The organism is Falsiroseomonas stagni DSM 19981 (genome assembly GCF_900114315.1).
GTDB lineage: Bacteria > Pseudomonadota > Alphaproteobacteria > Acetobacterales > Acetobacteraceae > Falsiroseomonas > Falsiroseomonas stagni.
This window is the reverse complement of record NZ_FOSQ01000010.1, coordinates 34,943-55,362: the sequence shown is the minus strand read 5'-3', so window position 1 is coordinate 55,362 and position 20,420 is coordinate 34,943. Positions and strand designations below refer to the sequence as shown.

Here is a 20,420-nt window from a genome sequence, read left to right as displayed (position 1 = left end):
GCACGGCCATGATGATCGATCGTCGCGGCCTGCTGGCCGCGGGCGTGGGCCTCGCCCTGGCGCCCTCCCTTGCCCAGGCACAGGCGCCGACCTCCCACCGCGTGGCGGTGGGCGGGCTTGAAGCCTTCATCGTCACGGACGGGTCCGTGGTGCGGGCGGACGCCACCCAGGGCTTCGTGCTGAACGCCACGCCGGCGCAGGTGTCCGCCGCCATGCAGGCCGCGGGCATGCAGGGGACGGCCCTCGACAATCCCTTCAACGTCACGGTGGTCAGGACGCCGCGTGGTCTTGTGATGCTGGATGTCGGGCGCGGCGCGCCGGGCAGCACGATGCTGGCCAATATGCGCGCGGCCGGGCTCGACCCCGCGCAGGTCATCCTGGTGGTACACACGCATTTCCACGGCGACCACATCGGCGGGCTGACGGATGCGCAGGGCCAGGCGCTGTTCCCGGGCGTGCCGGTGCTCGTGCCGGAACGGGAATGGGCCTACTGGACCGATGCGGGGGAGGAGTCCCGCGCGCCGGAAGGCCGCCGCCCCGGCTTCGCCAATGTGCGGCAGAAATTCGCCCCCTACCGTGATCGCGTGCAGACCTTCGCACCCGGCGCACAGGTGGCGCCGGGCATCACCGCCATCGCGACCAACGGGCATTCGCCGGGCCATGCCTCCTTCATGATCGCCGATGGGCGGGACCAGCTTCTGGTCATCGGCGATGCGGTGAACGCGCCAGCCTTCTTTATGGCCAATCCGGAATGGCACCCGGTCTTCGACATGGATGCCGCCATGGCGGTGCAGACCCGCCGGCGCCTGCTGGACCAGGCGGCGACGGACCGCGTGCCGGTGGTGGGCTACCACTTCCCCATGCCCGCCACAGGCCGGGTGGAGCGCGCGGGCAGCAGCTATCGCCTTGTGCCGGCCAGCGCGTGACGTGACCAGGCGGGGCGGGCGATGGCTGTTCCATGCCGTCGCCCGTCCCGCTAATCTTCCGCCCAATGGAAACGTACCGACGCAGCCTCCTCCTCGCAGCCGGCGCGATGCCGCTGGCGGTGCCCTTCATCGCCCGCGCCCAGGGCACGGCCCTGCCGCCGCCGATCCTCTTCGTGCACGGCAATGGCGACCATGCGGCGCTGTGGCTCAGCACGCTGTGGCGCTTCGAGTCGAACGGCTGCCCGCCGGACCGGCTGCTGGCGGTGGACATGCCGGACCCCCTGGCGCGGGACGATGACGCGGTGCCCCAGCCCGGCCGCAGCGGCAGCGCGGAGCAGACGGCGCGCCTGGCCGCCTTCGTCGCCGAATTCCGCGCCCGCCATGGCGGCGCGCGCATCGCGCTCGTCGGCAATTCCCGCGGCGGCTACCCCATCCGCGACTTCGTGGTGCACCAGGGCGGCAGCGACGCTGTCTCCCACGCCGTGCTCTGCGGCACGCCCAATCGCGGCGTCTATGACTGGCCGGAGATCCGGAACCGCGAATTCAACAGCCAGTCCGACTTCCTGCGGCGGCTGAATGGCGGCGCGACCGATGTGGTCCCCGGCACCGCCTTCCTGACCATCCGCAGCGCCTGGAACGACGTCTTCGCCCAGCCCCGCGCCATCTGGTCCACGACACCCGATCGCCCCACCGGCACCGATGTGGACGGGCCAGAACTGCGTGGCGCCACCAACCTGGTGCTGGGTGCGCTGGACCATCGGGAGGTCGCCTACCACCATCGCGCCTTCGCCGAGATTTTTTCGTTCGTGACCGGCCGCCCGCCCGCGCGGATCTCGGTGGAACCGGAGGCACGGCCGGTGCTGGACGGGCGCGTGACGAACACCGCCGGCGGCGTCACCAACCGGCCCGTGGCCGGCGCGACGGTCGAGCTCTATCGCGTCTCGCCCGAGACCGGGGAACGCATGGGGGACGCCATCCATCGCCGCGTGACCGAGGAAGATGGGCGCTGGGGCGGCGTGCCCGTCGGGCCGGATTGGACGCTGGAATTCGTCGTCGCCGCGCCGCGCCACCCCATCACCCACATCTATCGCGGCCCCTTCCCGCGGGGCTCCACGGTGGTGAACCTGCGGCCCGCCCGCGCGCCGACCCAGGCGGAGCGCGATGGCGGCGGCGGCGTGGTGCTGTTCCAGCGCACCCGCGGCTATTTCGGCATCCCGCGCGACGCGATCCTGCTGGATGGCCGCGTGCCGCCGGAATTGCGGCCTGGTGTCGCGATCTCGGCGCTCGCCACGCGGCAGATCCCGGCGGCGGAACTCGGGCGCCCGGTGGTAGGCATCTTCAACGAGGAACGCGTCGTCTCCCGCGCCTGGCCGGCGGCGGAGAACCGGATCACGCTGGCGGAGCTGACCTGGTAGAAGGTCGTCCAGGCACCCCGGCGGGTCGGCTTCGCGGGTCTTTCTCGCCCCTTCGTCTTTGCCAGGCTGGCCGATGCAACCAGCATCGGCGGCGCCCGGTGCCTTGCGGGGACAAGAAATCCCTCGCGAATCCTCAGCCGCCGGAGCGCCCGGACGACCTCAGGACTTCCGGGTTCACCACGGCATCGCTTGGCGGCGTGCGGCCGAGCAGGATGTCGAGCAGGTGGCGCGCCGCCGTCTCCGCCGTCGCGCTGCGGGCGACGGTGGTGGCGGCGCCGACATGCGGGCTCAGGATGGCGTTGGGCAGGCCGAGCAGCGGGTTGTCGCGCGGCGGGGGTTCCTGCGTCAGCACATCGATGCCCGCACCCCAGATGCGGCCTTCCCGCAGCACGTCAGCCAGCGCGGCCTCATCCACCAGGCCGCCGCGGCCGGTATTCACCAGGATCGCCTCCTTCCCCATCAGCGCCAGTTCGGCGGCGCCGATCAGGTTGCGGGAGGACTCGGTCAGCGGGATGTGCAGGGACAGCACGTCGCAGCCGCGGATCAGGTCGTGCAGCGTCGCGGCGCGCGTCACCGGCGCGATGTCGCCGGCCTTGTGGAGGTTGGGGCTCCAGGCGAAGACCGCCATGCCGAAGGCCTGCGCCAGCGCCGCCACCTTCTGCGCGATGCGGCCGTAGCCTACCAGGCCGAGACGCCGGCCGCGCAGTTCGAGCCCGAGGCGCGCCCGTTCCCAGCCGCCAGCCTGGATCGCCGTGTTATGGCGCGCGATGTTGCGGGCGACCGTCAGCAGCAGGCCCATCGTGTATTCGGCGACGGATTGCGCATTGGCACCGACGGCCGTCAGTACCGCGATGCCCTGCGCCGTCGCGGCCGCCATGTCGAGATTGTCGTAGCCCACCGCCGCACGGCTGATGACGCGCAGCGTGGGGCAGCTGCGCATCGCATCGCCGCCGATCGGCACGATGCGGGAGATGATGCCGTCATAGGCCGTGGTGGCGAGCCTGCGTTCCAGCTCCGCCCGCGCACCCTGCGCCGTCAGCGCGCCGGTCGCATCGGCGGTGAGGAAATCCACCCGGCATCCCGCCTCCTCCAGCATCCCGAGGCCGGGCTGGTCGAGATGGGTGTGGGTGACGAGAAGCTGGAAACGGGCCATGGCCCCTTCCTCCCGCGATGGCCCGTCCGGGTCAATACGGCGCGGCACGGCACGCCTGCGCAACATCCGGTTAAGGAGGCTCGACAAGGCTGCATGGGCGCGGGGCCGATTGTTCCCCGCCCGCACGACAAGGACGGCGGCCATGGCGACGACACGCGCGATTGCCGCGACCGGCAACAGATACATCGACGGCGTACTGTCCGGCACCGCCTGGAACGGGCCGCTCACCTTCAGCTTTCCCGACGCGGCCGGCGACTACGAGTCGCCCTATGGCAACAACGAACCCGGCAGCGGCTTCGCGCAGGTGTCGCTGGCGACGATGCAGGTGGCGCGCCACGCGCTGGCCGGCACCAGCGCCGCCATCGGCGGCAAGGCGGTGCTGCGCGGCGCGGGCATCGCCGACTTCACGCTGCTGGCCATCAGCGATGCGGGCTTCGACGGCGCCGATCTGCGCCTCGCCCAGTCCAGCCTGCCGGCGACGGCCTATGCCCGCTATCCCGCCGGCGGATCGGGCGGCGATATCTGGTTCGGCACCGCCTATAACTACCGCAACCCGACGCTCGGCAACTACGCCTACCACACCACGCTGCATGAGATCGGCCACGCCATGGGCCTCAAGCATTCGCAGGAGGCGGGCGGGCCGGGCGGCGCGGCGGTACCGGCGGATCGCGATGGCCTCGAATTCACGGTGATGAGCTACCGCAGCTATATCGGCGGGCCGGCCGGCGGCTACACCTACGAACAATGGTCCGCGCCGCAATCCTACATGATGCTGGACATCGCGGCGCTGCAGGTGATGTACGGCGCTGACTTCACCATGCAGTCCTGGGATACGACCTACAGCTGGAACCCCGCCACCGGCCAGATGTCGATCAACGGCGCCGGCCAGGGCACGCCGGGCGGCAACCGCATCTTCCTCACGATCTGGGATGGCGGCGGGCGCGATACCTATGACCTCTCGAACTATGCCGGCGGCGTCGCCATCGACCTGTCGCCCGGGGGCTGGTCCGTCGCCAGCACGGCGCAACTGGCCCTGCTGGGCACCGGCAAGGTGGCACGCGGCAACATCTTCAACGCGATGCAATACCAGGGCGATGCGCGGTCGCTGATCGAGGATGCGATCGGCGGCGCGGGCAATGACCGGATGACGGGCAACGAGGCCGCGAACTGGCTGCGCGGCAATGCCGGCAATGACACGCTGCTGGGTGGCGCCGGCGGCGATATGCTGGACGGCGGCACGGGCGCGGACAGCCTCCTCGGCGGACTCGGTGATGATTGCTACGTCGTGGCCGATGCTGCCTGCCTGGTGATGGAGACGGCCGGCCAGGGCAACGATCTGGTCCGCGCCGCCGTCACCTGGACCCTGGGCGCGAATCTGGAATCACTGACGCTGACGGGCACCGCCGACATCGACGGGACGGGCAACACGCTGGCGAACACGCTGGTCGGCAATGCCGGCGCCAACCGCCTGTCGGGCGGCGCGGGCAATGACCTGATCCAGGGCATGGGCGGGGCGGATGTGCTGAATGCGGGGCTCGGCGCCGATACCCTGACGGGCGGCACGGGCGATGACCTGTTCTACGTCTACGCCATCAGCCAGGTCGTGACCGAGGAGGACGGCGCGGGCGCGGATACGATCGTCTCCTCCGTCGCCTGGACACTCTCTGCCGCGGTCGAGAATCTCGTCCTGGCCGGCACCGCCGGCATCGCCGGCACCGGCAATGCCGGCGCCAACGCCATCACCGGCAATGGCGGCGCCAACCGCCTGCTGGGCCTGGAAGGCGCGGACACGCTGATGGGCGGCGCGGGGGCGGATACGCTGGATGGCGGCACGGGCGCTGACCGCCAGGTCGGCGGCCTCGGCAATGATATCCATGTGGTCGACGATGGCGGCGATTTGGTGGTGGAGGACGCGCTGGGCGGCATCGACCTGGTGCTGAGCAGCGTGGACTGGACGCTGGACGCCGAGGTGGAGCGACTGACGCTGAGCGGCGGCACGGGCCTTTCCGGCACCGGCAATGCGCTGGGCAACCTCATCACCGGGAATGCGGGCGACAACTGGCTGCGCGGCCTGGAGGGGGCCGACACGCTGAATGGCGGGCTCGGCAATGACACGCTGGATGGCGGCGCGGGCAACGACGCCATGACCGGGGGCGCGGGCAATGACCGCTACGTCGTCGACAGCACGACGGACAAGGTGGTGGAGACTGCAAGCGGCGGCACCGACACGATCCTGGCCAGCGTCTCCGTCGTGCTGGCCACCAACCTGGAAGCGCTGGAACTGGCGGGATCAGCTGCCCTGAACGGCACCGGCAATGCGGTCGCGAACAGCATCGCCGGGAATGCCGGCGACAACATCGTCTCCGGCATGGCCGGGAACGACACGCTGGCGGGCGGCGGGGGCGCGGATACGCTGCGCGGGGGCCTCGGCGCGGACATGCTGACCGGCGGCGCTGGCGCGGATGCCTTCCGCTTCGCGCTGGTGACGGAGGGCGGAGACGTCATCACCGACTTCACGATCGGAGAGGATGTAGTGCAGATCTCGGCCGCCGGCTTCCGTGGCGGGCTGGTGGCGGGCATGGACCTCTCGGCCATGAACCGCCTGCAGATCAACGCGGCGGGAACGCCGGTCGGCACGCTGGCGCAGCTGCTCTTCGCGACGGATACGCATTTGCTGAGCTGGGACAGCAACGGCACGGGCGCCGGCGGCGTCACCGTGCTGGCGGAGCTGGCGGGCGCGGCGCCGACGGCGAGTTCCTTCTTGGTGATCGCCTGAGGATCAGGCGGCCGCGTCGGTCCAGACCAGGCCGGGCCGCGCCGCGACGAAGCGGGCGGGATCCACGCCCTTCGCGGCCAGCGCGGTGGCCAGGTCCGCCGGCGGGCTGTCCACGCCTTCATTCGTCAGGTTGAAGGTGCCCCAATGGTAGCCGATCGCCTGCCGCGCGCCGAGCAGCTGGAACCCCTGCACCGCATCATCCGGATTCATGTGCTGCGCCTGCATGAACCAGCGCGGCTCATAGGCGCCGATCGGCAACAGGGCGAGGCCGAGGCCGGGATGGCGCTGCGCGACGCGCCGGAAGGGGCGCCCCTGGTCGAAACCCGTGTCGCCGGCAAAGAAGATGCCATCGCCGATGCCCTTCAGGACGAAGCCGCCCCACAGCGCGTGGTTGCGGTCGAAGATCCCGCGGGCGGACCAGTGGTGAACCGCCTCCAGCGTCGCCGTCACGCCGGCACCGAGGTCCCGCTGGTCATGCCAGTCCATCGTCTCCACCACCATGGCGGGGTGGTGGCCCCGCAGGATCACGTCATTGCCGAGCGGTGCAAGGATGCGCGGGCGGTCGCGTTCCCAGAGGCGGCGGAGCGTATCCACATCCATGTGGTCGTAATGGCCGTGCGAGACCAGCACGACATCGATCCGCGGCAGGGCCGCGAAATCGATGCCGGGGGCGTTGACGCGCTTCGGGCCGGTGAAGCTGAAGGGGCTGGCGCGGTCCGACCAGACGGGATCGGTGAGGATGTTGAGCCCGGCGCCCTGGATCAGGAAGGTCGAGTGCCCGACGAAGGAGATGCGGGGCGCACGGCCCGGGACGCGCGCGGGCGGCGCATCCTGCGGGAAGGGGCTCGGGAAGCTCTCCGGCCAGGGCGTGCGGGTTTCCGTCAACTGCCAGCGCAGCAACTGCGTGAAGCTGCGCGGGGCCTCCCCCTCCGGGTTGAAGAAACGGCTGCCGTCGAAATGGTCCGAGACCGGGCCGGCATAGTAGTCGCTGCCCTGTCGGGTGCCGACGCAGGCGCCGAGGATGGGCACCGCGGCCAGAAGGGCGGCGAGCTTGCGGCGGGTGATGACGGCTGGCGGCAAGGGCGGGCTTCCAACAGGGGAAGCCCCGATGTGGCGCGCGCGGTCGCGCGCGCCAAGGCGGCGTAACAATCCGTCAGACGTGGAAGCTTTCCCCGCAGCCGCAGCGGCCCTTCTCATTCGGATTGGTGAAGGTGAAGCCGGCGGACATGGCTTTCACCTCGTAATCCATCACCGTGCCGATCAGGAACAGCGTCGCCTTGCGGTCGACCAGGACGGTGATGCCCTTGTCGGTCACGACCTCATCCCCCGGACCCGCGCCATCGACCCAGGAGAGGTCGTAGGACATGCCGGAACAGCCCTTGGTCTTGACGGCGATGCGCAGCAGCTTGCCGGCCTCACCCTTCTCATACAGCCCGCGCAACCGTTCCGCGGCGCCATCGGACAGCGTCATCAGCGGCGGCAGGGCCCGCTTGGGACGGGCGGGCGCGTCGGTGGAGATGCTCATGGTGTCACCCTAACGCTTGGGGCGGCCGATGCTGCGGCCGCCGTCAGTACATGTTGAGCGCGAGGCGCGCATCCTCGCTCATCCGGCTCTGGTCCCAGGGCGGATCCCAGACGACCTCGACCGTCACATCCGTCACGCCCGGCACGGCGCGCACCGCTTCCTCCGCCTGGTTCGGCAATTCCTGGGCCGAGGGGCAGGAAGGGGTGGTGAGCGTCATCTCGACCTTCACATGGCCGTCGTCACCGATCTCGACCGCGTAGATCAGGCCGAGTTCGTAGATGTCGACGGGGATCTCGGGATCGAAGACGGTCTTGAGGACGGCGATCACCGCATCCTCATGCACCTTCACCGGCGGCTCCGTGGGGCCATCGGGGGTCCAGGCGCCGTGGTTCGGCAGGGTTGGCGTCTCACTCACTGCTCGCCTCCTTCGCCTGGCCATCGAGGGCGGCGTTCAAGGTGTGCCAGGCCAGCGTCGCGCATTTCACGCGGCTCGGGAAGTCATGCACGCCGGACAGCGGCGCCAGGCGTTCCATGTCTTCCACGATGTCGCCGCCGCATTCGGGGCAGGTGCCCGTCATGGCCAGCGTCCGGAACTTGTCGCTCATCTCATGCGCCTGCGCCGGCGACTTGCCCTTGACCGTGTCGGTCATGAGGGAGGCCGAGGCCATGGAAATGGCGCAGCCGCGGCCCTGGAAGGCGGCGTCCGCGATGGTGCCGTCCGGCGCCATCTTCAGGAACAATTCCATCCGGTCGCCGCACATCGGGTTGTCCCCGCGCGCGGTGCAGTCGGCATCATCAAGCCGGCGGAAGTTCCGCGGCTTGCGGCCATGGTCCAGGATGACTTCCTGGTAGAGGTCGCGGAGGTCGTCAAAGAGACCGCCACTCATCGAAAGAACTCCCTCGCCTGCCCCAACGCATCGGCGAGGAGATCGACTTCCTCCGGCGTGGTGTAGAGGCCGAAGGAGGCGCGGCAGGTGCTCTCGACATTGAAGCGCGCATGCAGCGGTTCGGCGCAATGGCGGCCGGAGCGCACCGCGATGCCCGCGCGGTCCAGCAGCGTCGCGACGTCATGCGCATGGGCCGTGTCGAGGGCGAAGGCGAAGACGCCGCCGCGATCCTGCGCGCGGCCGAGCAGCGTGACGCCCTCGATATGCGGCAGGCGGGCCATGGCGCGATCGACGAGGGCGCGTTCATGCGCCTCGATCGCCGGCATGCCGATGGCCTCGACATAGTCGATGGCGGCGTGCAGGCCGATCGCCTCGATGATCGGCGGCGTCCCGGCCTCGAATTTTCCCGGAATCGGCGCCCAGATCGACTTCTCGAAGGTGACTTCGGCAATCATGTCCCCACCGCCGAGGAAGGGCGGCATCGCTTCCAGCAGCGCGGCCTTGGCGTAGAGCACGCCGATGCCGGTCGGGCCGTAGAGCTTGTGGCCGGTGAACACATAGAAGTCCGCATCCAGCGCCTGCATGTCCACGCGGCGATGCACCGCCGCCTGGCTGCCGTCGAACAGCACCTTTGCCCCGGCCTCATGCGCCATCCGCGCGATCAACGCCGCCGGCGTGACGGTGCCGAGCACGTTGGACATATGCGTGACGGCGACGAGGCCAACCTTGCCATCCGCGAGCTTCGCCGCGAGGTCTTCGAGGTCAAGCTCCCCGGCATCGGTGATTCGGGCGACACGAAGCTCGATCCCATGCGCGTCGCGCAGCATCTGCCAGGGCACCAGGTTCGCGTGGTGCTCCATCTCCGAGATCACCACCGCCTGGCCGGGCTTCATCACGCCACGGCCGTAGCTATGCGCCACCAGGTTGATGGCGTTGGTGCTGCTGCCCGTGAAGATGATCTCACGCTCATCGGCCGCGTTCAGGAAGCGCTGCACGGCGCGGCGGGAGGCCTCATAGGCCTCGGTCGCCTGCTCGCTCATGTGGTAGGCGCCGCGATGGACGTTGGCGTAGGCCTTCTCCATCATCCGCACCATGGCACCGATCACCTGGCGCGGCTTCTGGGCGGAGGCGCCGCTATCGAGGAAGGTGAAGCGCTTGCCGCGCACCGTCTCCGACAGGATGGGGAAATCCGCCCGGATCGCCGCGAGGTCCATCCTCGGCGCCATGTGCCCGTCCATCACGCGACCTCGATCCCGCCGGCCACACCCTGGCGCTGCCACCAGCCCGAAACGGCGCCGGACAGCGCCGCCCGGATCGCCTCATCCGCCACGGCTTCCACCGCTTCCGTCAGGAAGGCCTCGACGAGGATCGCCTTGGCCTGTTCCAGCGGGATGCCGCGGCTGCGCAGGAAGAAGAGGTTGTCGGCATCCAGTTCACCGACGGTCGCGCCATGGCTGCACTTCACGTCATCGGCGTAGATTTCCAGCTGCGGCTTGCTGTCGATCTCGGCATCCGGGCTCAGCAGCAAGGCCTGGTTCATCTGGTAGCCATCGGTCTTCTGCGCGACCTTGCGCACCAGGATCTTGCCCTGGAACACGCCGCGCGACCGGCCGGCCAGCACGGTCTTGTAGGTCTGTCGGGATGCGCAGTCCGGTGCCGCGTGATCCAGCGCCGTCGTCGTATCCGCATGCTGGCCATCAGCCACCAGCTGCACGCCGTTCATGTGGCATTCGGCCTTGGGGCCGGCCAGCGCGACGTGGATCTCGTTCCGCGCCAGGCGGGCGCCGGCGTTGAGCGTGAAATTGTCATAGGTCCCGCCCTCCGCCACCGCCGCATAGACGGTGGAGAGGAAGAAGGCATCGAGGCCTTCCTGCTGCAGGCGGCCATGATTGAAGCGCGCGCGGGCCGCGACCTCGATCTCGAAGACCGGGTTGTGCAGGTAGCGCGCGGCGGCGGGGCCGGCGGCGGTCTCGATCAGCGTCAGCGATGCGCCCTCCGCCAGCCGCACCAGGTGGCGCGGGTGGTAGGCCGGCGCGCGGTCCGACAGCGTGGCGAAGGACAGCAGTTCCAGCACGCCACCGGCAACGCCGGCGGGCACGGTCACGACCAGCCCATCCTCGAACAGCATGCCGTTCAGCGCCGCCAGCGCCTGCTCCGCCGGGCGCGCGACGGCGCCGAGCCGCCCTTCCAGCGAGGGCAGCGCCACGGCCAGGCTTTCGACCGTGTAGCCCAGGCCATCCAGGGTCGAGAGGTCCGCGCGGAAGCGGCCATCGACGAAGACCGCACGGGAATTGCCGGTGGCGGGCAGCGCCAGCGCATCATCCACGCCCGTCAGCGCTTCGCCGAACACAGTGCCGTTGACGGCGGCGAGGTCGGTGTAGCGCCAGGCCTCGACGCGGCGCGTCGGGAAGCCCTGCGCGCGGAAGGCGGCCGCGGCGGCTTCGCGCATCGCCACGACCCAGGGCAGCCCCGCGCCCGGCAGGCGCGCGCGCAGCCCCTCATGCCGCGCCAGGAAGGCGCCGGCGCCGGTTGTGTTGACCGCCGTCATGCCGCGGCCACCGAGGCGGCGTAGCCCGTCGCCTCGAGCTCCTGCGCCAGTTCCGGGCCGCCGCTGCGGATGATGCGCCCGGCCGAGAGGACGTGCACATGGTCCGGCACGATGTGGTTCAGCAGGCGCTGGTAATGCGTGATGACCAGCGCGCTGAAGGTCGGGCCGCGCAGGCTGTTCACCGTATCCGCCACCATCTTCAGCGCATCGATGTCGAGCCCGCTGTCGGTCTCATCCAGCAGCGCCAGCGTCGGCGACAGCATCGCCATCTGCAGCATCTCGTTCCGCTTCTTCTCGCCGCCGGAGAAGCCGACATTGACCGGGCGCTTCAGCATGTCGTCCGGCATGTTCAGCACCTTCATGCGCGCGCGGGCGAGCTTGAGGAACTGGATCGCGTCCACCTCGCTCTCCCCCTTCGCGCGGCGCACCGCATTCAGCGCCGTGCGGAGGAAGTTGGCGTTGCCGACGCCGGGCAGTTCGACGGGCGCCTGGAAGGCCAGGAACACGCCGGCCACCGCCCGCTCCTCCGGCTCCATCGCCAGCAGGTCCTGGCCCTTGTAGGTGACGGAGCCTTCCGTGACCTCATAGCCCTCCCGCCCCGCCAGCACGTAGCTGAGGGTGGATTTGCCGGAGCCGTTCGGGCCCATAATGGCGTGGATCTCGCCTGGCGCGATCTCCAGCGTCAGGCCCTTCAGGATCTGCTTGCCATCGACCGTGGCGTGCAGGTTCTCGATCTTCAGCATGATATCAGGCGATCCCTTAACCGACCGAGCCTTCGAGGCTGATCTGCAGCAGCTTCTGCGCTTCCACGGCGAATTCCATCGGCAGTTCCTTCAGGACCTCCCGGCAGAACCCGTTGACGATAAGGCCCACGGCATCTTCCTCGCTCAGGCCGCGCTGGCGGCAGTAGAAGAGCTGGTCCTCGGCAATGCGGGACGTCGTCGCCTCATGCTCCACCTTGGCGGACATGCAGCGATTCTCGATGTAGGGCACGGTATGCGCGCCGCATTCATCGCCGATCAGCAGGCTGTCGCATTGCGTGAAGTTGCGGGCGCCGGCGGCCTTCGGGCTGATCTTCACCAGGCCGCGATAGGTGTTCTGCCCGCGGCCCGCGCTGATACCCTTGCTGACGATGGTACTGCGCGTGTTCTTCCCGATATGGAACATCTTCGTCCCGGTATCGGCCTGCTGGCGATTGTTGGTGATGGCAACGGAGTAGAATTCGCCGACGCTGTCATCGCCACGCAGGATGCAGGACGGATACTTCCAGGTGATGGCGGACCCGGTCTCGACCTGCGTCCAGCTCACCTTGCTCCGCGCGCCGCGGCAATCCGCCCGCTTGGTGACGAAGTTGTAGATACCGCCACGACCCTCGGCATCCCCGGGGTACCAGTTCTGCACCGTGCTGTACTTGATCGTCGCATCATCCAGCGCGACCAGTTCCACCACCGCGGCATGCAGCTGGTTCTCGTCCCGCTGCGGCGCCGTGCAGCCTTCGAGGTAGCTGACCGTGCTGCCCTCATCCGCGATGATGAGCGTACGCTCGAACTGCCCCGTGCTCTTGGCATTGATGCGGAAATAGGTGGACAGCTCCATCGGGCAGCGAACGCCCTTCGGGATGTAGACGAAGCTGCCATCGGTGAAGACGGCGCTGTTCAGCGCGGCGAAGTAGTTGTCGGCCTGCGGCACGACGGTGCCGAGGTACTGGCGCACCAGCTCCGGGTGCTCCTGCACCGCCTCGCTGATCGCGCAGAAGATGATGCCGTCCTTCGCCAGGCGCTCCTTGTAGGAGGTCGCGACGGAGACACTGTCGAACACCGCGTCCACGGCGATGGGCATGCGCCCGCCATCCGCCGGCGTATCGCCCGCGCCTTCGACACCCGCCAGGATCGCCTGTTCCTTCAGCGGGATGCCTAGCTTGGCATAGGTCTTCAGCAGTTCCGGATCGACCTCATCCAGCGACTTCGGCTTCACCTTCTGCGTCGGCGCCGCGTAGTAGTAGGCGTCCTGGTAGTCGATCTTGGGGTAGGAGACGGCGGCCCAGCTGGGCTCCTCCATCTTCTTCCACATCGCGAAGGCCTTCAGCCGCCATTCCAGCAGCCAGGCGGGCTCGTTCTTCTTCGCGGAGATGAAGCGGACGATGTCCTCGTTCAGGCCCTTGGGCGCGAACTCCATCTCGATGTCGGTCTCGAACCCCCATTTGTAGCCGCCCTCGGTGACGGACTGGACGGTTTCGAGCGTCTCGGTGACGGCGGGCATGGAACTTGTCCTACTCGGCCAGAAGGGCAGGCACGGGGGTTTCGACGACGCGCGACGCGGGCATCGGCACGCGGGGCCCACCGGGGGCGGCGATCTCACTCACCATGATGGCGGAGAGCGCGCCGCGGATGGCGGCATTCACGGGGTCCCAGCGGCCACGCACGGGGCAGGTATTCTCGGCCTCGCAAAGACCGAACCCGCCGTCGACGCAGGCCGTCAGCGCGATCGGGCCATCGATGGCGACGATCACATCCGACAGCGGCAGGGATGACAGCGGCCGCAGCAGGCGGTAGCCGCCGCGGGCGCCACGAAGCCCCTCCACCAGCCCGGACTGGGCCAGCATCTTCAGGACCTTGGCGACCGTGGGCTCCGCAATCCCGGTGCCGCTGGCAAGCCCGGGGGCGGTCTGAACGCCCCCCTCGGCCTCCAGGCGGCTCAGCACCACCACGGCATAATCGGTGAATTTGGAAACCCGCAGCACGCGGCGTCGCTCCCGCTTTGTCAAAGGGGACCCTTGGGGTCCGGTTTGGCAGATGCGCTCGCCCCCCGTCGGAGTCAAGGTGGCCCTGCGCGGCTTGCCGACTCCATGCCTTGGCGCCACGATCCGCCCCGCCTGAGACCAGGGCCTGCGACCAGACTGGAGAGACGATGCCTACGATCCGCGCCGATGACGGGGTGAGCCTGTATTATGAGGAAGCGGGCTCCGGCACGCCCATGGTCTTCGTGCATGAATATGCCGGCGACCACCGGAGCTGGGAGGCGCAGATGCGCTTCTTCTCCCGCCGCTATCGCTGCGTCACCTACGCCGCCCGGGGCTACACGCCGTCCGAGGTCCCGTCCGACCCCGCGAAGTACAGCCAGGACCGCGCGACGGATGACATCGCCGCCGTGATCAAGGGTCTCGGCCTCGGCAAGACGCATGTCGTCGGCCTGTCCATGGGCGGCTTCGCGACGCTCCATATGGGCCTGCGGCACGCGGATATCTGCCGCAGCCTGGTGGCGGCCGGCGTCGGCTATGGCGCATCCCCCGACAAGATGCCGCAATTCCACAAGGAGACGGACGCCGCCATCGCCCGCATCCGCTCCGAGGGGATGGAAACCTTCGGCCTGACCTACAGCCGCGGCCCGACCCGCCTGGTGTTCGAGGAGAAGGACCCCCGCGGCTACAAGGAATTCCAGGACCAGTTGCGGGAACACAGCACCGAAGGCTCCGCCCTGACCATGAACGGCGTGCAGCGCCGCCGCCCCAGCCTGTTCGACCTGAAGGACGGCTTCGCCGCCATGGAAGTGCCGACGCTGGTGATCGCGGGCGACGAGGATGACCCGACGCTGGAGGCCAGCATCTACCTGAAGCGCACCATCAAGAGCAGCGCGCTGCTGGTCATGCCGAAATGCGGCCACACCATGAACCTGGAAGACCCGGACGCCTTCAACCGCGCGGTGCTGGACTTCGTCACCCAGGTGGATGCCGGCCGCTGGACCAACCGCATCCCCGCCAGCCTGTCCGGCGGCATCATCGCCGCGGCCGAGAAGTAGCAGCAACGGGCGCGGCGATGTCCATCGAGGCCCGCCGCGCCATCGACCGCCTGCCCCTGCTGGCCGGCGTGCCGGAAGCCGCCCGCGCCCGCCTGGCCGCCGCCGCGCGGCCCGTGCGGTACCGGGAGGGGGAGGTCGTGTTCCGCCGCGGCGATCCCGGCACGGATGGCATGCTGCTGGTACTGGACGGCGTGGTGCGCCTCCACCTGGCCACCCACGCCGGGCGGGAACTCACGCTGGGCCTGGCGGGAGCCGGGGAGCCTGTGGGCGAGGTCGCGCTGATCGATGGCGGGCCGCGCAGCGCGGATTGCACGGCGCTGACGCCGGTATCGGGCCTGCTGGTTCGCCATGCCGATGCCGCCGCGGTGCTGGCGGAGGATCATGCGACCGCCCTGGCCCTGCTGCGGACCCTGGCCGCGCGGCTTCGGCGCACGACGGAGCAGACGGAGGCGGTGGCGCTGCGCCCCCTGCCGCAGCGCCTGGCGACGGCGCTGCTGAAGCTGGCGGCGGCCGATCCCGCCGGACTGGTGCGGCTGCCGCAGGGGCAGCTGGCCGCCCTGGTGGCGGCGACGCGCCCCAAGGTGAATGTGCTGCTGGTGGAATGGCGCGCGGGCAGGCTGGTGGAACCGGCCCGCGCGGGCCTCAGGATCACCGATCCGCCAGGGCTGCGTGCCCTGGCGGAAGCGGATTGAGCCTCAGATCGTCACGCGGCCGGCGGCGGCGGCGGCGAGCGGCGCCTTCCAGATCACCTGATCCGGCGTGACCGGGCGGGCAAGCCGGTTCATGCCGCGCAGCTGATCGATGGCGAGCTGGATGTTGCCGACGCTGTCAGGCGTCAGGTTCACCTTGAACTCCACCTTGGTCATCAGCTCCGCGATGAAGGCGCGGTCCTGGCGAAGGAAGCGGGCGACCTGCGCGGCGGCTTCCGTCGGGTTGCTGGCGATGAATTCCTGCGCCTGGATCATGGACCGCATGAAGCGCTGGGTCGCCTCCTGGTTGGACTCGGCCCAGCCCTTGTTCATGTAGATGAAGTTGCGGACGATCTGGATCTGGTCGTTCGACAGCAGGATCTTGGTGTTGGGGATGGCGCGCATGGCGCGGGTCGGCCAGGGCTCCCACACAGCGAAGGCGTCGATGTTGCCGCGTTCCAGCGCGGCCACCATCTCCGGCGCCTCGACATTCACGATGGTGTAGTCGGCCGGGTTCAGGTTGAGCTTGGCGACGACGGAGAGCCAGAAGGTCTCGCTGCCCGTGCCGCGGGCGACGCCGACGCGCTTGCCCTTCAGCGCTTCCATGTTCTCGACATTGCGGCCGAGGATGCTGATCCAGCGCAGCAGCGCCGTGCCTTCCGCCACCGCGACCACATTGGGATCGACCAGGTGCGCGGAGACGCCGGCCTGTTCGGCGCCATAGGCGGAGTTGATCTGGTTGCCGACGAGGAAGGCGATCATGGCGGAGCCGGAGGGGCCGGTGTTGACCGTCACGTCCAGGCCATTGCGCTGGAAGAAGCCACCCTCGCGGGCGACGTAGTAGGGGGCGAAGGACGGGTCCACGCCCGTCGCGATCGTCATCCTGATGGGCGCGCCCTGCGCGAAGGCGGGGATGGGCAGGGCGGCGGCAGTGCCCGCGGCAAGCAGGCTACGGCGGTTGATCATGGTTCTCTCTCCCTGTTCGTATTCACATGGTCGGGTTGAAGCGGCCCGCGAAGGCGCGGATCAGCAGGCGGAAGGCGCGGTCGGTGGCGAAGCCCAGCAGGCCGAGCGCGATGAGGGCGACGAAAATGTCCTCCACCTGCATGAACAGGCGGGCGTCCCACAGCATCTTGCCGAGCCCGTCATTGGAGGCGACGAGTTCCGCCGCGACGATGGTGACGAAGGCGTTGGCCATGGCCAGCCGCATGCCCGTCAGGATGTAGGGCACCGTCGCCGGCAGGGCGACGAGGGCGAAGAGCTGGAACTTGCTGGCACCCAGGCATTGCGCCGCGCGGATCTTGTCCCTGCCCACGGCGCCGACGCCGGCCGCCGTCGCGATGATGACGACGAAGACGGTGGTATACGCGATCAGGAAGATCTTGCTCTCCTCCCCGATGCCGAACCAGATCACGGCGACCGTGATCATCGCGACGGCGGGGATGAAGCGGAAGAACTCCGTCCAGGGTTCCAGCAGCAGCCGAACGGGCCTGAAGCTGCCGAGTGCCAGGCCGATCGGGATGCCGAGCGCGCTGCCGAGCAGGAAGCCCTGCAGGATGCGGCGCATGGAGGCGATGACGGCCTCCTGCAGCAACCCATCCTCGATCAGCACCACGGCCCGTTCGAAGACCGGAAAGGGCGAGGGAAACAGCACCGAGCGCACCAGATACAGCGCGGCCAAGTGCCAGATCAGGAACAGCAGGGCGAAGCCGGCGATGTAACCGCCGATGGTGGCCGCGCGGCTATTCATGAGGGTGGATCTCCTCATGGATCAGCGCATGCACCTGGCGGAAGGTCTGCATGAATCCGTCCGATGTGCGTTCGCGGGGAAAGGGAAGATCGACCGGCACCACGGCCTTCAGCGTGCCGCCCGGGCCCCGCTTCATCACGCCGACGCGGGTGGAAAGCGCCACCGCTTCCTCGATGTCATGGGTGATGAAGAGCACGGTCTTGCCGGATTTCGCCCAGATGTCGGACAATTCGTTCTGCAGCACCGCGCGCGTCATGGCATCCAGCGCGCCGAAGGGTTCGTCCATCAGCAGGATGCGCGGATCATTGGCCAGGGCGCGGGCGATCTGGATGCGCTGCTTCATGCCGCCGGAAAGCTCTGACGGGTGCTTGGCCCCCTGCCCCGTCAGCCCGACCATGGTCAGGAAGCGATCCGCCACCGCGCGGCGTTCGGCTTTCGCCATGCCGCGCAGGCGCAACCCGAAGGCGATATTGTCCCGCGCCGTCAGCCAGTCATACAGGCTGTCATGGCCCTGGAAGACGACGCCGCGATCGGCGCCGGGGCCACGCACGGGCTTGCCATCCAGCAGGATGCGGCCCGCGGTCGGCGCCTCGAACCCCGCCAGCATGTTGAGCACGGTGGTCTTGCCGCAGCCCGAAGTACCGAGCAGGCAGAAGAACTCGCCTTCCGCCAGTTCGAGGGAGAAGTCGCGCACGGCCTCCCACGCGCCGGTCCGGCCGCGAAAGGTCTTTCCAACCCCCTCAAGGGTCACCAACGCCATGCTGTTTCCCTGACCCCGCTATGCGCAGCACAATAGTGCGGGCAACGATGGGGGCAACCCGGCTTCACGCCCCGATCGACCGGGACTAGAACGCCCCTGCGCACAAGGGAGGCAGCCGGCATGATGCTTGAAGGCAAGGTCGCGGTGGTGACCGGCGCGGGCGGCGGAATCGGGCGGGAGATCGCGCTCGCCATGGCACTCGCCGGCGCGGCCGTGGTGGTCAACGATATCGGCGCGAGCCTGACGGGCGAGGGTCCGACCAGCGCGACGCCGGGGGAGCAGACCGTCGCCATCATCCAGCAGCGCGGCGGGCGGGCAGTGGCCAATACCGACAGCGTGGCGGAATGGGCCAATGCCCAGCGAATCGTGCAGACGGCGCTGGATTCCTTCGGCCGGATCGACATCGTCGTGAACAATGCCGGCATCCTGCGGGACCAGATCTTCCACAAGATGTCGCCTGAGGAATGGCTGGCCGTCATCAACGTCCACCTCAACGGCACCTTCTTCGTCAGCCGCGCCGCCGCCGAACACTTTCGGAAGTCGGGCTCCGGCGCCTTCGTGCATATGACGTCAACATCCGGCCTGATCGGCAATTTCGGTCAGGCGAACTATTCCGCCGCGAAACTCGGCATCGCCGCGATGTCGAAATCGATCGCGCTCGACATGCAGCGCTTCGGCGTGCGGTCCAACTGCATCGCGCCCTTCGCCTGGTCCCGCATGACAAGCTCCATCCCCGCGAGCACCGAGGCGGAGCGCGCGCGCGTGGCGCGGCTGCAGCAGATGACGCCGGACAAGAATGCGCCGCTGGCGGTGTTCCTCGCCTCCGACGCCGCCAAGGACGTCACCGGCCAGATCTTCGCCGCACGGCACAATGAGTTGTTCCTGTTCAGCCAGCCGCGCCCCATCCGCAGCACGCATCGCGGTGAGGGCTGGACGCCGGAGGCCATCGCGGAAACCGCGCTGCCGGCGCTGAAGTCTCATTTCCTGCCGCTCGACCGCAGCGGCGACGTCTTCTCGTGGGATCCCGTCTGATGCATTTCGGCCTGACCGAGGAACAGATCGCCTTCCAGGACAGCGTGCGCCGCTTCGCGGAGCAGCACCTGGCCAAGGACGCCGTGGCGCGGGCGCATGATGAGCGCTTCCCCTGGGATGTCGCGAAGCTGATGGCGGAGAACGGGCTGTTCGGCATCATGCTGCCGGAGGCAGATGGCGGCCAGGGCGGTACGCTGTTCGACGCCGTGCTGGCAATGGAGCAGATCGCCTATGTCTGCCCCCGCAGCGCGGATGTCCTCCAGGCCGGCAATTTCGGCGCTTTTCGTACGTTCGCCGAATACGCGACGCCCGGCCAGAAGGAGAAGTACTTCACCCCTCTGCTGAAGGGCGAGACGATCGCGGCCGTGGGGATGACGGAGCCCGATGCGGGGTCCGCGCTGACGGATTTGAAGACCACCTGCACCAAGGACGGGAACGGCTACCGGCTGAATGGCGGCAAGGTCTTCACCTCCAACACCGAGGATGCCGGCGTCTTCGTCGTCTATTGCCGCTTCGGACCGGGCGTGAACGGCATCGGCAGCGTCATCGTGGAACGCGGGATGGAGGGTTTCCGCCTCGGCCAGCCCAGCCGCTACATGAATGGCGAGACCTGGTGCGCGCTCTACTTCGACAACGTCTTCATCCCCGCCGAGAACGTGCTGCTGGGCGAAGGCGGGTTCCGCAAGCAGATCGCGGGCTTCAATGTGGAGCGCTGCGGCAACACGACGCGCGCGCTGGCGTTGGGCGAATACTGCTTCCGCCAGGCCAAGACGCATGCCGAGCAGCGGAAGCAGTTCGGCAAGGCGCTGATGGAATTCCAGGGCCTGCAATGGAAGTTTGCCGAAATGCGCGTGGCGCTGGATAGCGCGCAACTGCTGCTGTATCGCGCCGCCGTCGGCGCTGGTGACGGTCTGCCGGACGCCCAGCAGATCGCGCTGGCGAAGTATGCCTGCAACCAGGCTGGCTGGATGGCCTCCAACGAATCCATGCAGATCATGGGCGGCACGGGCTACAGCCAGGACCTGCTGATCGAATACTGCGTGCGCAAGACGCGGGGCTGGATGATCGCAGGCGGCAGCCTGGAGATGATGAAGAACCGCATCGCGGAAGGCATCTTCGGCCGCAGCTTCTCCCAGAGGCCTTCAAAGTGAGGGGGCCGGCCAA

General features: G+C 68.8%; 20 protein-coding genes. 7 read left to right on the top strand and 13 right to left on the bottom strand.

Annotated features, from left to right (window positions below; genetic code table 11):
• The first annotated feature begins 8 nt into the window (after positions 1–8).
• Together BM041_RS21440 and BM041_RS21435 are read left to right on the top strand one after the other, a co-directional pair.
• Entirely contained in the window at positions 9–926 is a 918-nt protein-coding gene (locus BM041_RS21440) for an MBL fold metallo-hydrolase (RefSeq protein ID WP_175534075.1), read from the top strand.
• A 65-nt stretch (positions 927–991) separates the two neighbouring features.
• Positions 992–2,341, top strand: coding sequence for a hydrolase (locus BM041_RS21435; protein ID WP_092961952.1), 1,350 nt, complete (start codon positions 992–994; stop codon positions 2,339–2,341).
• A 133-nt stretch (positions 2,342–2,474) separates the two neighbouring features.
• Here BM041_RS21435 and BM041_RS21430 read toward each other — a convergent pair whose 3' ends face one another.
• Positions 2,475–3,494, bottom strand: coding sequence for a hydroxyacid dehydrogenase (locus BM041_RS21430; RefSeq protein ID WP_175534074.1), 1,020 nt, complete (start codon positions 3,492–3,494; stop codon positions 2,475–2,477).
• Between the two features lie 142 nt (positions 3,495–3,636).
• Here BM041_RS21430 and BM041_RS21425 point away from each other — a divergent pair, with 142 nt between their 5' ends.
• The gene (locus BM041_RS21425; RefSeq protein ID WP_175534073.1) at positions 3,637–6,270 is read left to right on the top strand and encodes a M10 family metallopeptidase; all 2,634 of its coding nucleotides are present in this window, start codon (positions 3,637–3,639) and stop codon (positions 6,268–6,270) included.
• Positions 6,271–6,273: 3 nt separating this feature from the next.
• Here BM041_RS21425 and BM041_RS21420 read toward each other — a convergent pair whose 3' ends face one another.
• The 9 genes from BM041_RS21420 to BM041_RS21380 form a co-directional block, all read right to left on the bottom strand.
• Positions 6,274–7,350 (bottom strand): MBL fold metallo-hydrolase, encoded by a 1,077-nt coding sequence (locus BM041_RS21420; RefSeq protein ID WP_245762210.1) that lies wholly within the window; start codon positions 7,348–7,350, stop codon positions 6,274–6,276.
• A 73-nt stretch (positions 7,351–7,423) separates the two neighbouring features.
• Entirely contained in the window at positions 7,424–7,795 is a 372-nt protein-coding gene (locus BM041_RS21415; RefSeq protein WP_092961948.1) for a HesB/IscA family protein, read from the bottom strand.
• 43 nt (positions 7,796–7,838) lie between these two features.
• Entirely contained in the window at positions 7,839–8,234 is a 396-nt protein-coding gene (locus tag BM041_RS21410; RefSeq protein ID WP_092961947.1) for an SUF system Fe-S cluster assembly protein, read from the bottom strand.
• The gene (gene sufU, locus BM041_RS21405) at positions 8,203–8,682 is read right to left on the bottom strand and encodes a Fe-S cluster assembly sulfur transfer protein SufU (protein WP_092961946.1); all 480 of its coding nucleotides are present in this window, start codon (positions 8,680–8,682) and stop codon (positions 8,203–8,205) included. The genes BM041_RS21410 and sufU overlap by 32 nt, the downstream gene beginning before the upstream one ends.
• Complete coding sequence (locus tag BM041_RS21400) at positions 8,679–9,908, bottom strand: aminotransferase class V-fold PLP-dependent enzyme (RefSeq protein WP_408735415.1); 1,230 nt, start codon at positions 9,906–9,908, stop codon at positions 8,679–8,681. Before BM041_RS21400 ends, sufU begins: the two co-directional genes overlap by 4 nt.
• A gap of 11 nt (positions 9,909–9,919) precedes the next feature.
• Positions 9,920–11,230, bottom strand: a complete 1,311-nt coding sequence (gene sufD / locus BM041_RS21395; RefSeq protein ID WP_092961945.1) for a Fe-S cluster assembly protein SufD — start codon at positions 11,228–11,230, stop codon at positions 9,920–9,922.
• Positions 11,227–11,973 (bottom strand): Fe-S cluster assembly ATPase SufC, encoded by a 747-nt coding sequence (gene sufC / locus BM041_RS21390; RefSeq protein ID WP_092961944.1) that lies wholly within the window; start codon positions 11,971–11,973, stop codon positions 11,227–11,229. Before sufC ends, sufD begins: the two co-directional genes overlap by 4 nt.
• A 16-nt stretch (positions 11,974–11,989) precedes the next feature.
• Positions 11,990–13,489 carry a Fe-S cluster assembly protein SufB gene (gene sufB / locus BM041_RS21385; protein ID WP_092961943.1) on the bottom strand — a complete coding sequence of 500 codons (1,500 nt, stop codon included), beginning with the start codon at positions 13,487–13,489 and terminating at the stop codon, positions 11,990–11,992.
• A 10-nt stretch (positions 13,490–13,499) separates the two neighbouring features.
• Complete coding sequence (locus BM041_RS21380) at positions 13,500–13,970, bottom strand: Rrf2 family transcriptional regulator (protein ID WP_092961942.1); 471 nt, start codon at positions 13,968–13,970, stop codon at positions 13,500–13,502.
• A gap of 167 nt (positions 13,971–14,137) precedes the next feature.
• Here BM041_RS21380 and BM041_RS21375 point away from each other — a divergent pair, with 167 nt between their 5' ends.
• Positions 14,138–15,025 (top strand): alpha/beta fold hydrolase, encoded by an 888-nt coding sequence (locus BM041_RS21375; RefSeq protein ID WP_092961941.1) that lies wholly within the window; start codon positions 14,138–14,140, stop codon positions 15,023–15,025.
• Positions 15,026–15,042: 17 nt separating this feature from the next.
• Positions 15,043–15,717, top strand: coding sequence for a Crp/Fnr family transcriptional regulator (locus BM041_RS21370; protein WP_092961940.1), 675 nt, complete (start codon positions 15,043–15,045; stop codon positions 15,715–15,717).
• A gap of 3 nt (positions 15,718–15,720) precedes the next feature.
• Here the strand turns inward: BM041_RS21370 and BM041_RS21365 are convergent, their stop codons facing one another.
• From BM041_RS21365 to BM041_RS21355, 3 genes are read right to left on the bottom strand one after another with little or no spacing between them, the layout of a single operon-like run.
• Complete coding sequence (locus tag BM041_RS21365; RefSeq protein WP_092961939.1) at positions 15,721–16,680, bottom strand: ABC transporter substrate-binding protein; 960 nt, start codon at positions 16,678–16,680, stop codon at positions 15,721–15,723.
• A gap of 22 nt (positions 16,681–16,702) precedes the next feature.
• Positions 16,703–17,464, bottom strand: a complete 762-nt coding sequence (locus BM041_RS21360; protein ID WP_092961938.1) for an ABC transporter permease — start codon at positions 17,462–17,464, stop codon at positions 16,703–16,705.
• Positions 17,457–18,224, bottom strand: a complete 768-nt coding sequence (locus BM041_RS21355) for an ABC transporter ATP-binding protein (RefSeq protein WP_092961937.1) — start codon at positions 18,222–18,224, stop codon at positions 17,457–17,459. The genes BM041_RS21360 and BM041_RS21355 overlap by 8 nt, the downstream gene beginning before the upstream one ends.
• Positions 18,225–18,344: 120 nt before the next feature.
• Here BM041_RS21355 and BM041_RS21350 point away from each other — a divergent pair, with 120 nt between their 5' ends.
• Together BM041_RS21350 and BM041_RS21345 are read left to right on the top strand one after the other, a co-directional pair.
• Positions 18,345–19,256 carry an SDR family NAD(P)-dependent oxidoreductase gene (locus BM041_RS21350; protein ID WP_092961936.1) on the top strand — a complete coding sequence of 304 codons (912 nt, stop codon included), beginning with the start codon at positions 18,345–18,347 and terminating at the stop codon, positions 19,254–19,256.
• Complete coding sequence (locus BM041_RS21345) at positions 19,256–20,407, top strand: acyl-CoA dehydrogenase family protein (RefSeq protein ID WP_092961935.1); 1,152 nt, start codon at positions 19,256–19,258, stop codon at positions 20,405–20,407. Before BM041_RS21350 ends, BM041_RS21345 begins: the two co-directional genes overlap by 1 nt.
• The last annotated feature ends 13 nt before the right edge of the window (positions 20,408–20,420 follow it).

What these genes read in the sequence shown, in the direction of transcription:
- BM041_RS21440 (WP_175534075.1), top strand. Translation starts at nt 9, where the DNA reads ATGATGATCGATCGTCGCGGCCTGCTGGCCGCGGGCGTGGGCCTCGCC.
- BM041_RS21435 (WP_092961952.1), top strand. Translation starts at nt 992, where the DNA reads ATGGAAACGTACCGACGCAGCCTCCTCCTCGCAGCCGGCGCGATGCCG.
- BM041_RS21430 (WP_175534074.1), bottom strand. Translation starts at nt 3,494, where the DNA reads ATGGCCCGTTTCCAGCTTCTCGTCACCCACACCCATCTCGACCAGCCC.
- BM041_RS21425 (WP_175534073.1), top strand. Translation starts at nt 3,637, where the DNA reads ATGGCGACGACACGCGCGATTGCCGCGACCGGCAACAGATACATCGAC.
- BM041_RS21415 (WP_092961948.1), bottom strand. Translation starts at nt 7,795, where the DNA reads ATGAGCATCTCCACCGACGCGCCCGCCCGTCCCAAGCGGGCCCTGCCG.
- BM041_RS21410 (WP_092961947.1), bottom strand. Translation starts at nt 8,234, where the DNA reads ATGGCCAGGCGAAGGAGGCGAGCAGTGAGTGAGACGCCAACCCTGCCG.
- sufU (WP_092961946.1), bottom strand. Translation starts at nt 8,682, where the DNA reads ATGAGTGGCGGTCTCTTTGACGACCTCCGCGACCTCTACCAGGAAGTC.
- BM041_RS21400 (WP_408735415.1), bottom strand. Translation starts at nt 9,908, where the DNA reads ATGGCGCCGAGGATGGACCTCGCGGCGATCCGGGCGGATTTCCCCATC.
- sufD (WP_092961945.1), bottom strand. Translation starts at nt 11,230, where the DNA reads ATGACGGCGGTCAACACAACCGGCGCCGGCGCCTTCCTGGCGCGGCAT.
- sufC (WP_092961944.1), bottom strand. Translation starts at nt 11,973, where the DNA reads ATGCTGAAGATCGAGAACCTGCACGCCACGGTCGATGGCAAGCAGATC.
- sufB (WP_092961943.1), bottom strand. Translation starts at nt 13,489, where the DNA reads ATGCCCGCCGTCACCGAGACGCTCGAAACCGTCCAGTCCGTCACCGAG.
- BM041_RS21375 (WP_092961941.1), top strand. Translation starts at nt 14,138, where the DNA reads ATGCCTACGATCCGCGCCGATGACGGGGTGAGCCTGTATTATGAGGAA.
- BM041_RS21370 (WP_092961940.1), top strand. Translation starts at nt 15,043, where the DNA reads ATGTCCATCGAGGCCCGCCGCGCCATCGACCGCCTGCCCCTGCTGGCC.
- BM041_RS21365 (WP_092961939.1), bottom strand. Translation starts at nt 16,680, where the DNA reads ATGATCAACCGCCGTAGCCTGCTTGCCGCGGGCACTGCCGCCGCCCTG.
- BM041_RS21360 (WP_092961938.1), bottom strand. Translation starts at nt 17,464, where the DNA reads ATGAATAGCCGCGCGGCCACCATCGGCGGTTACATCGCCGGCTTCGCC.
- BM041_RS21355 (WP_092961937.1), bottom strand. Translation starts at nt 18,224, where the DNA reads ATGGCGTTGGTGACCCTTGAGGGGGTTGGAAAGACCTTTCGCGGCCGG.
- BM041_RS21350 (WP_092961936.1), top strand. Translation starts at nt 18,345, where the DNA reads ATGATGCTTGAAGGCAAGGTCGCGGTGGTGACCGGCGCGGGCGGCGGA.
- BM041_RS21345 (WP_092961935.1), top strand. Translation starts at nt 19,256, where the DNA reads ATGCATTTCGGCCTGACCGAGGAACAGATCGCCTTCCAGGACAGCGTG.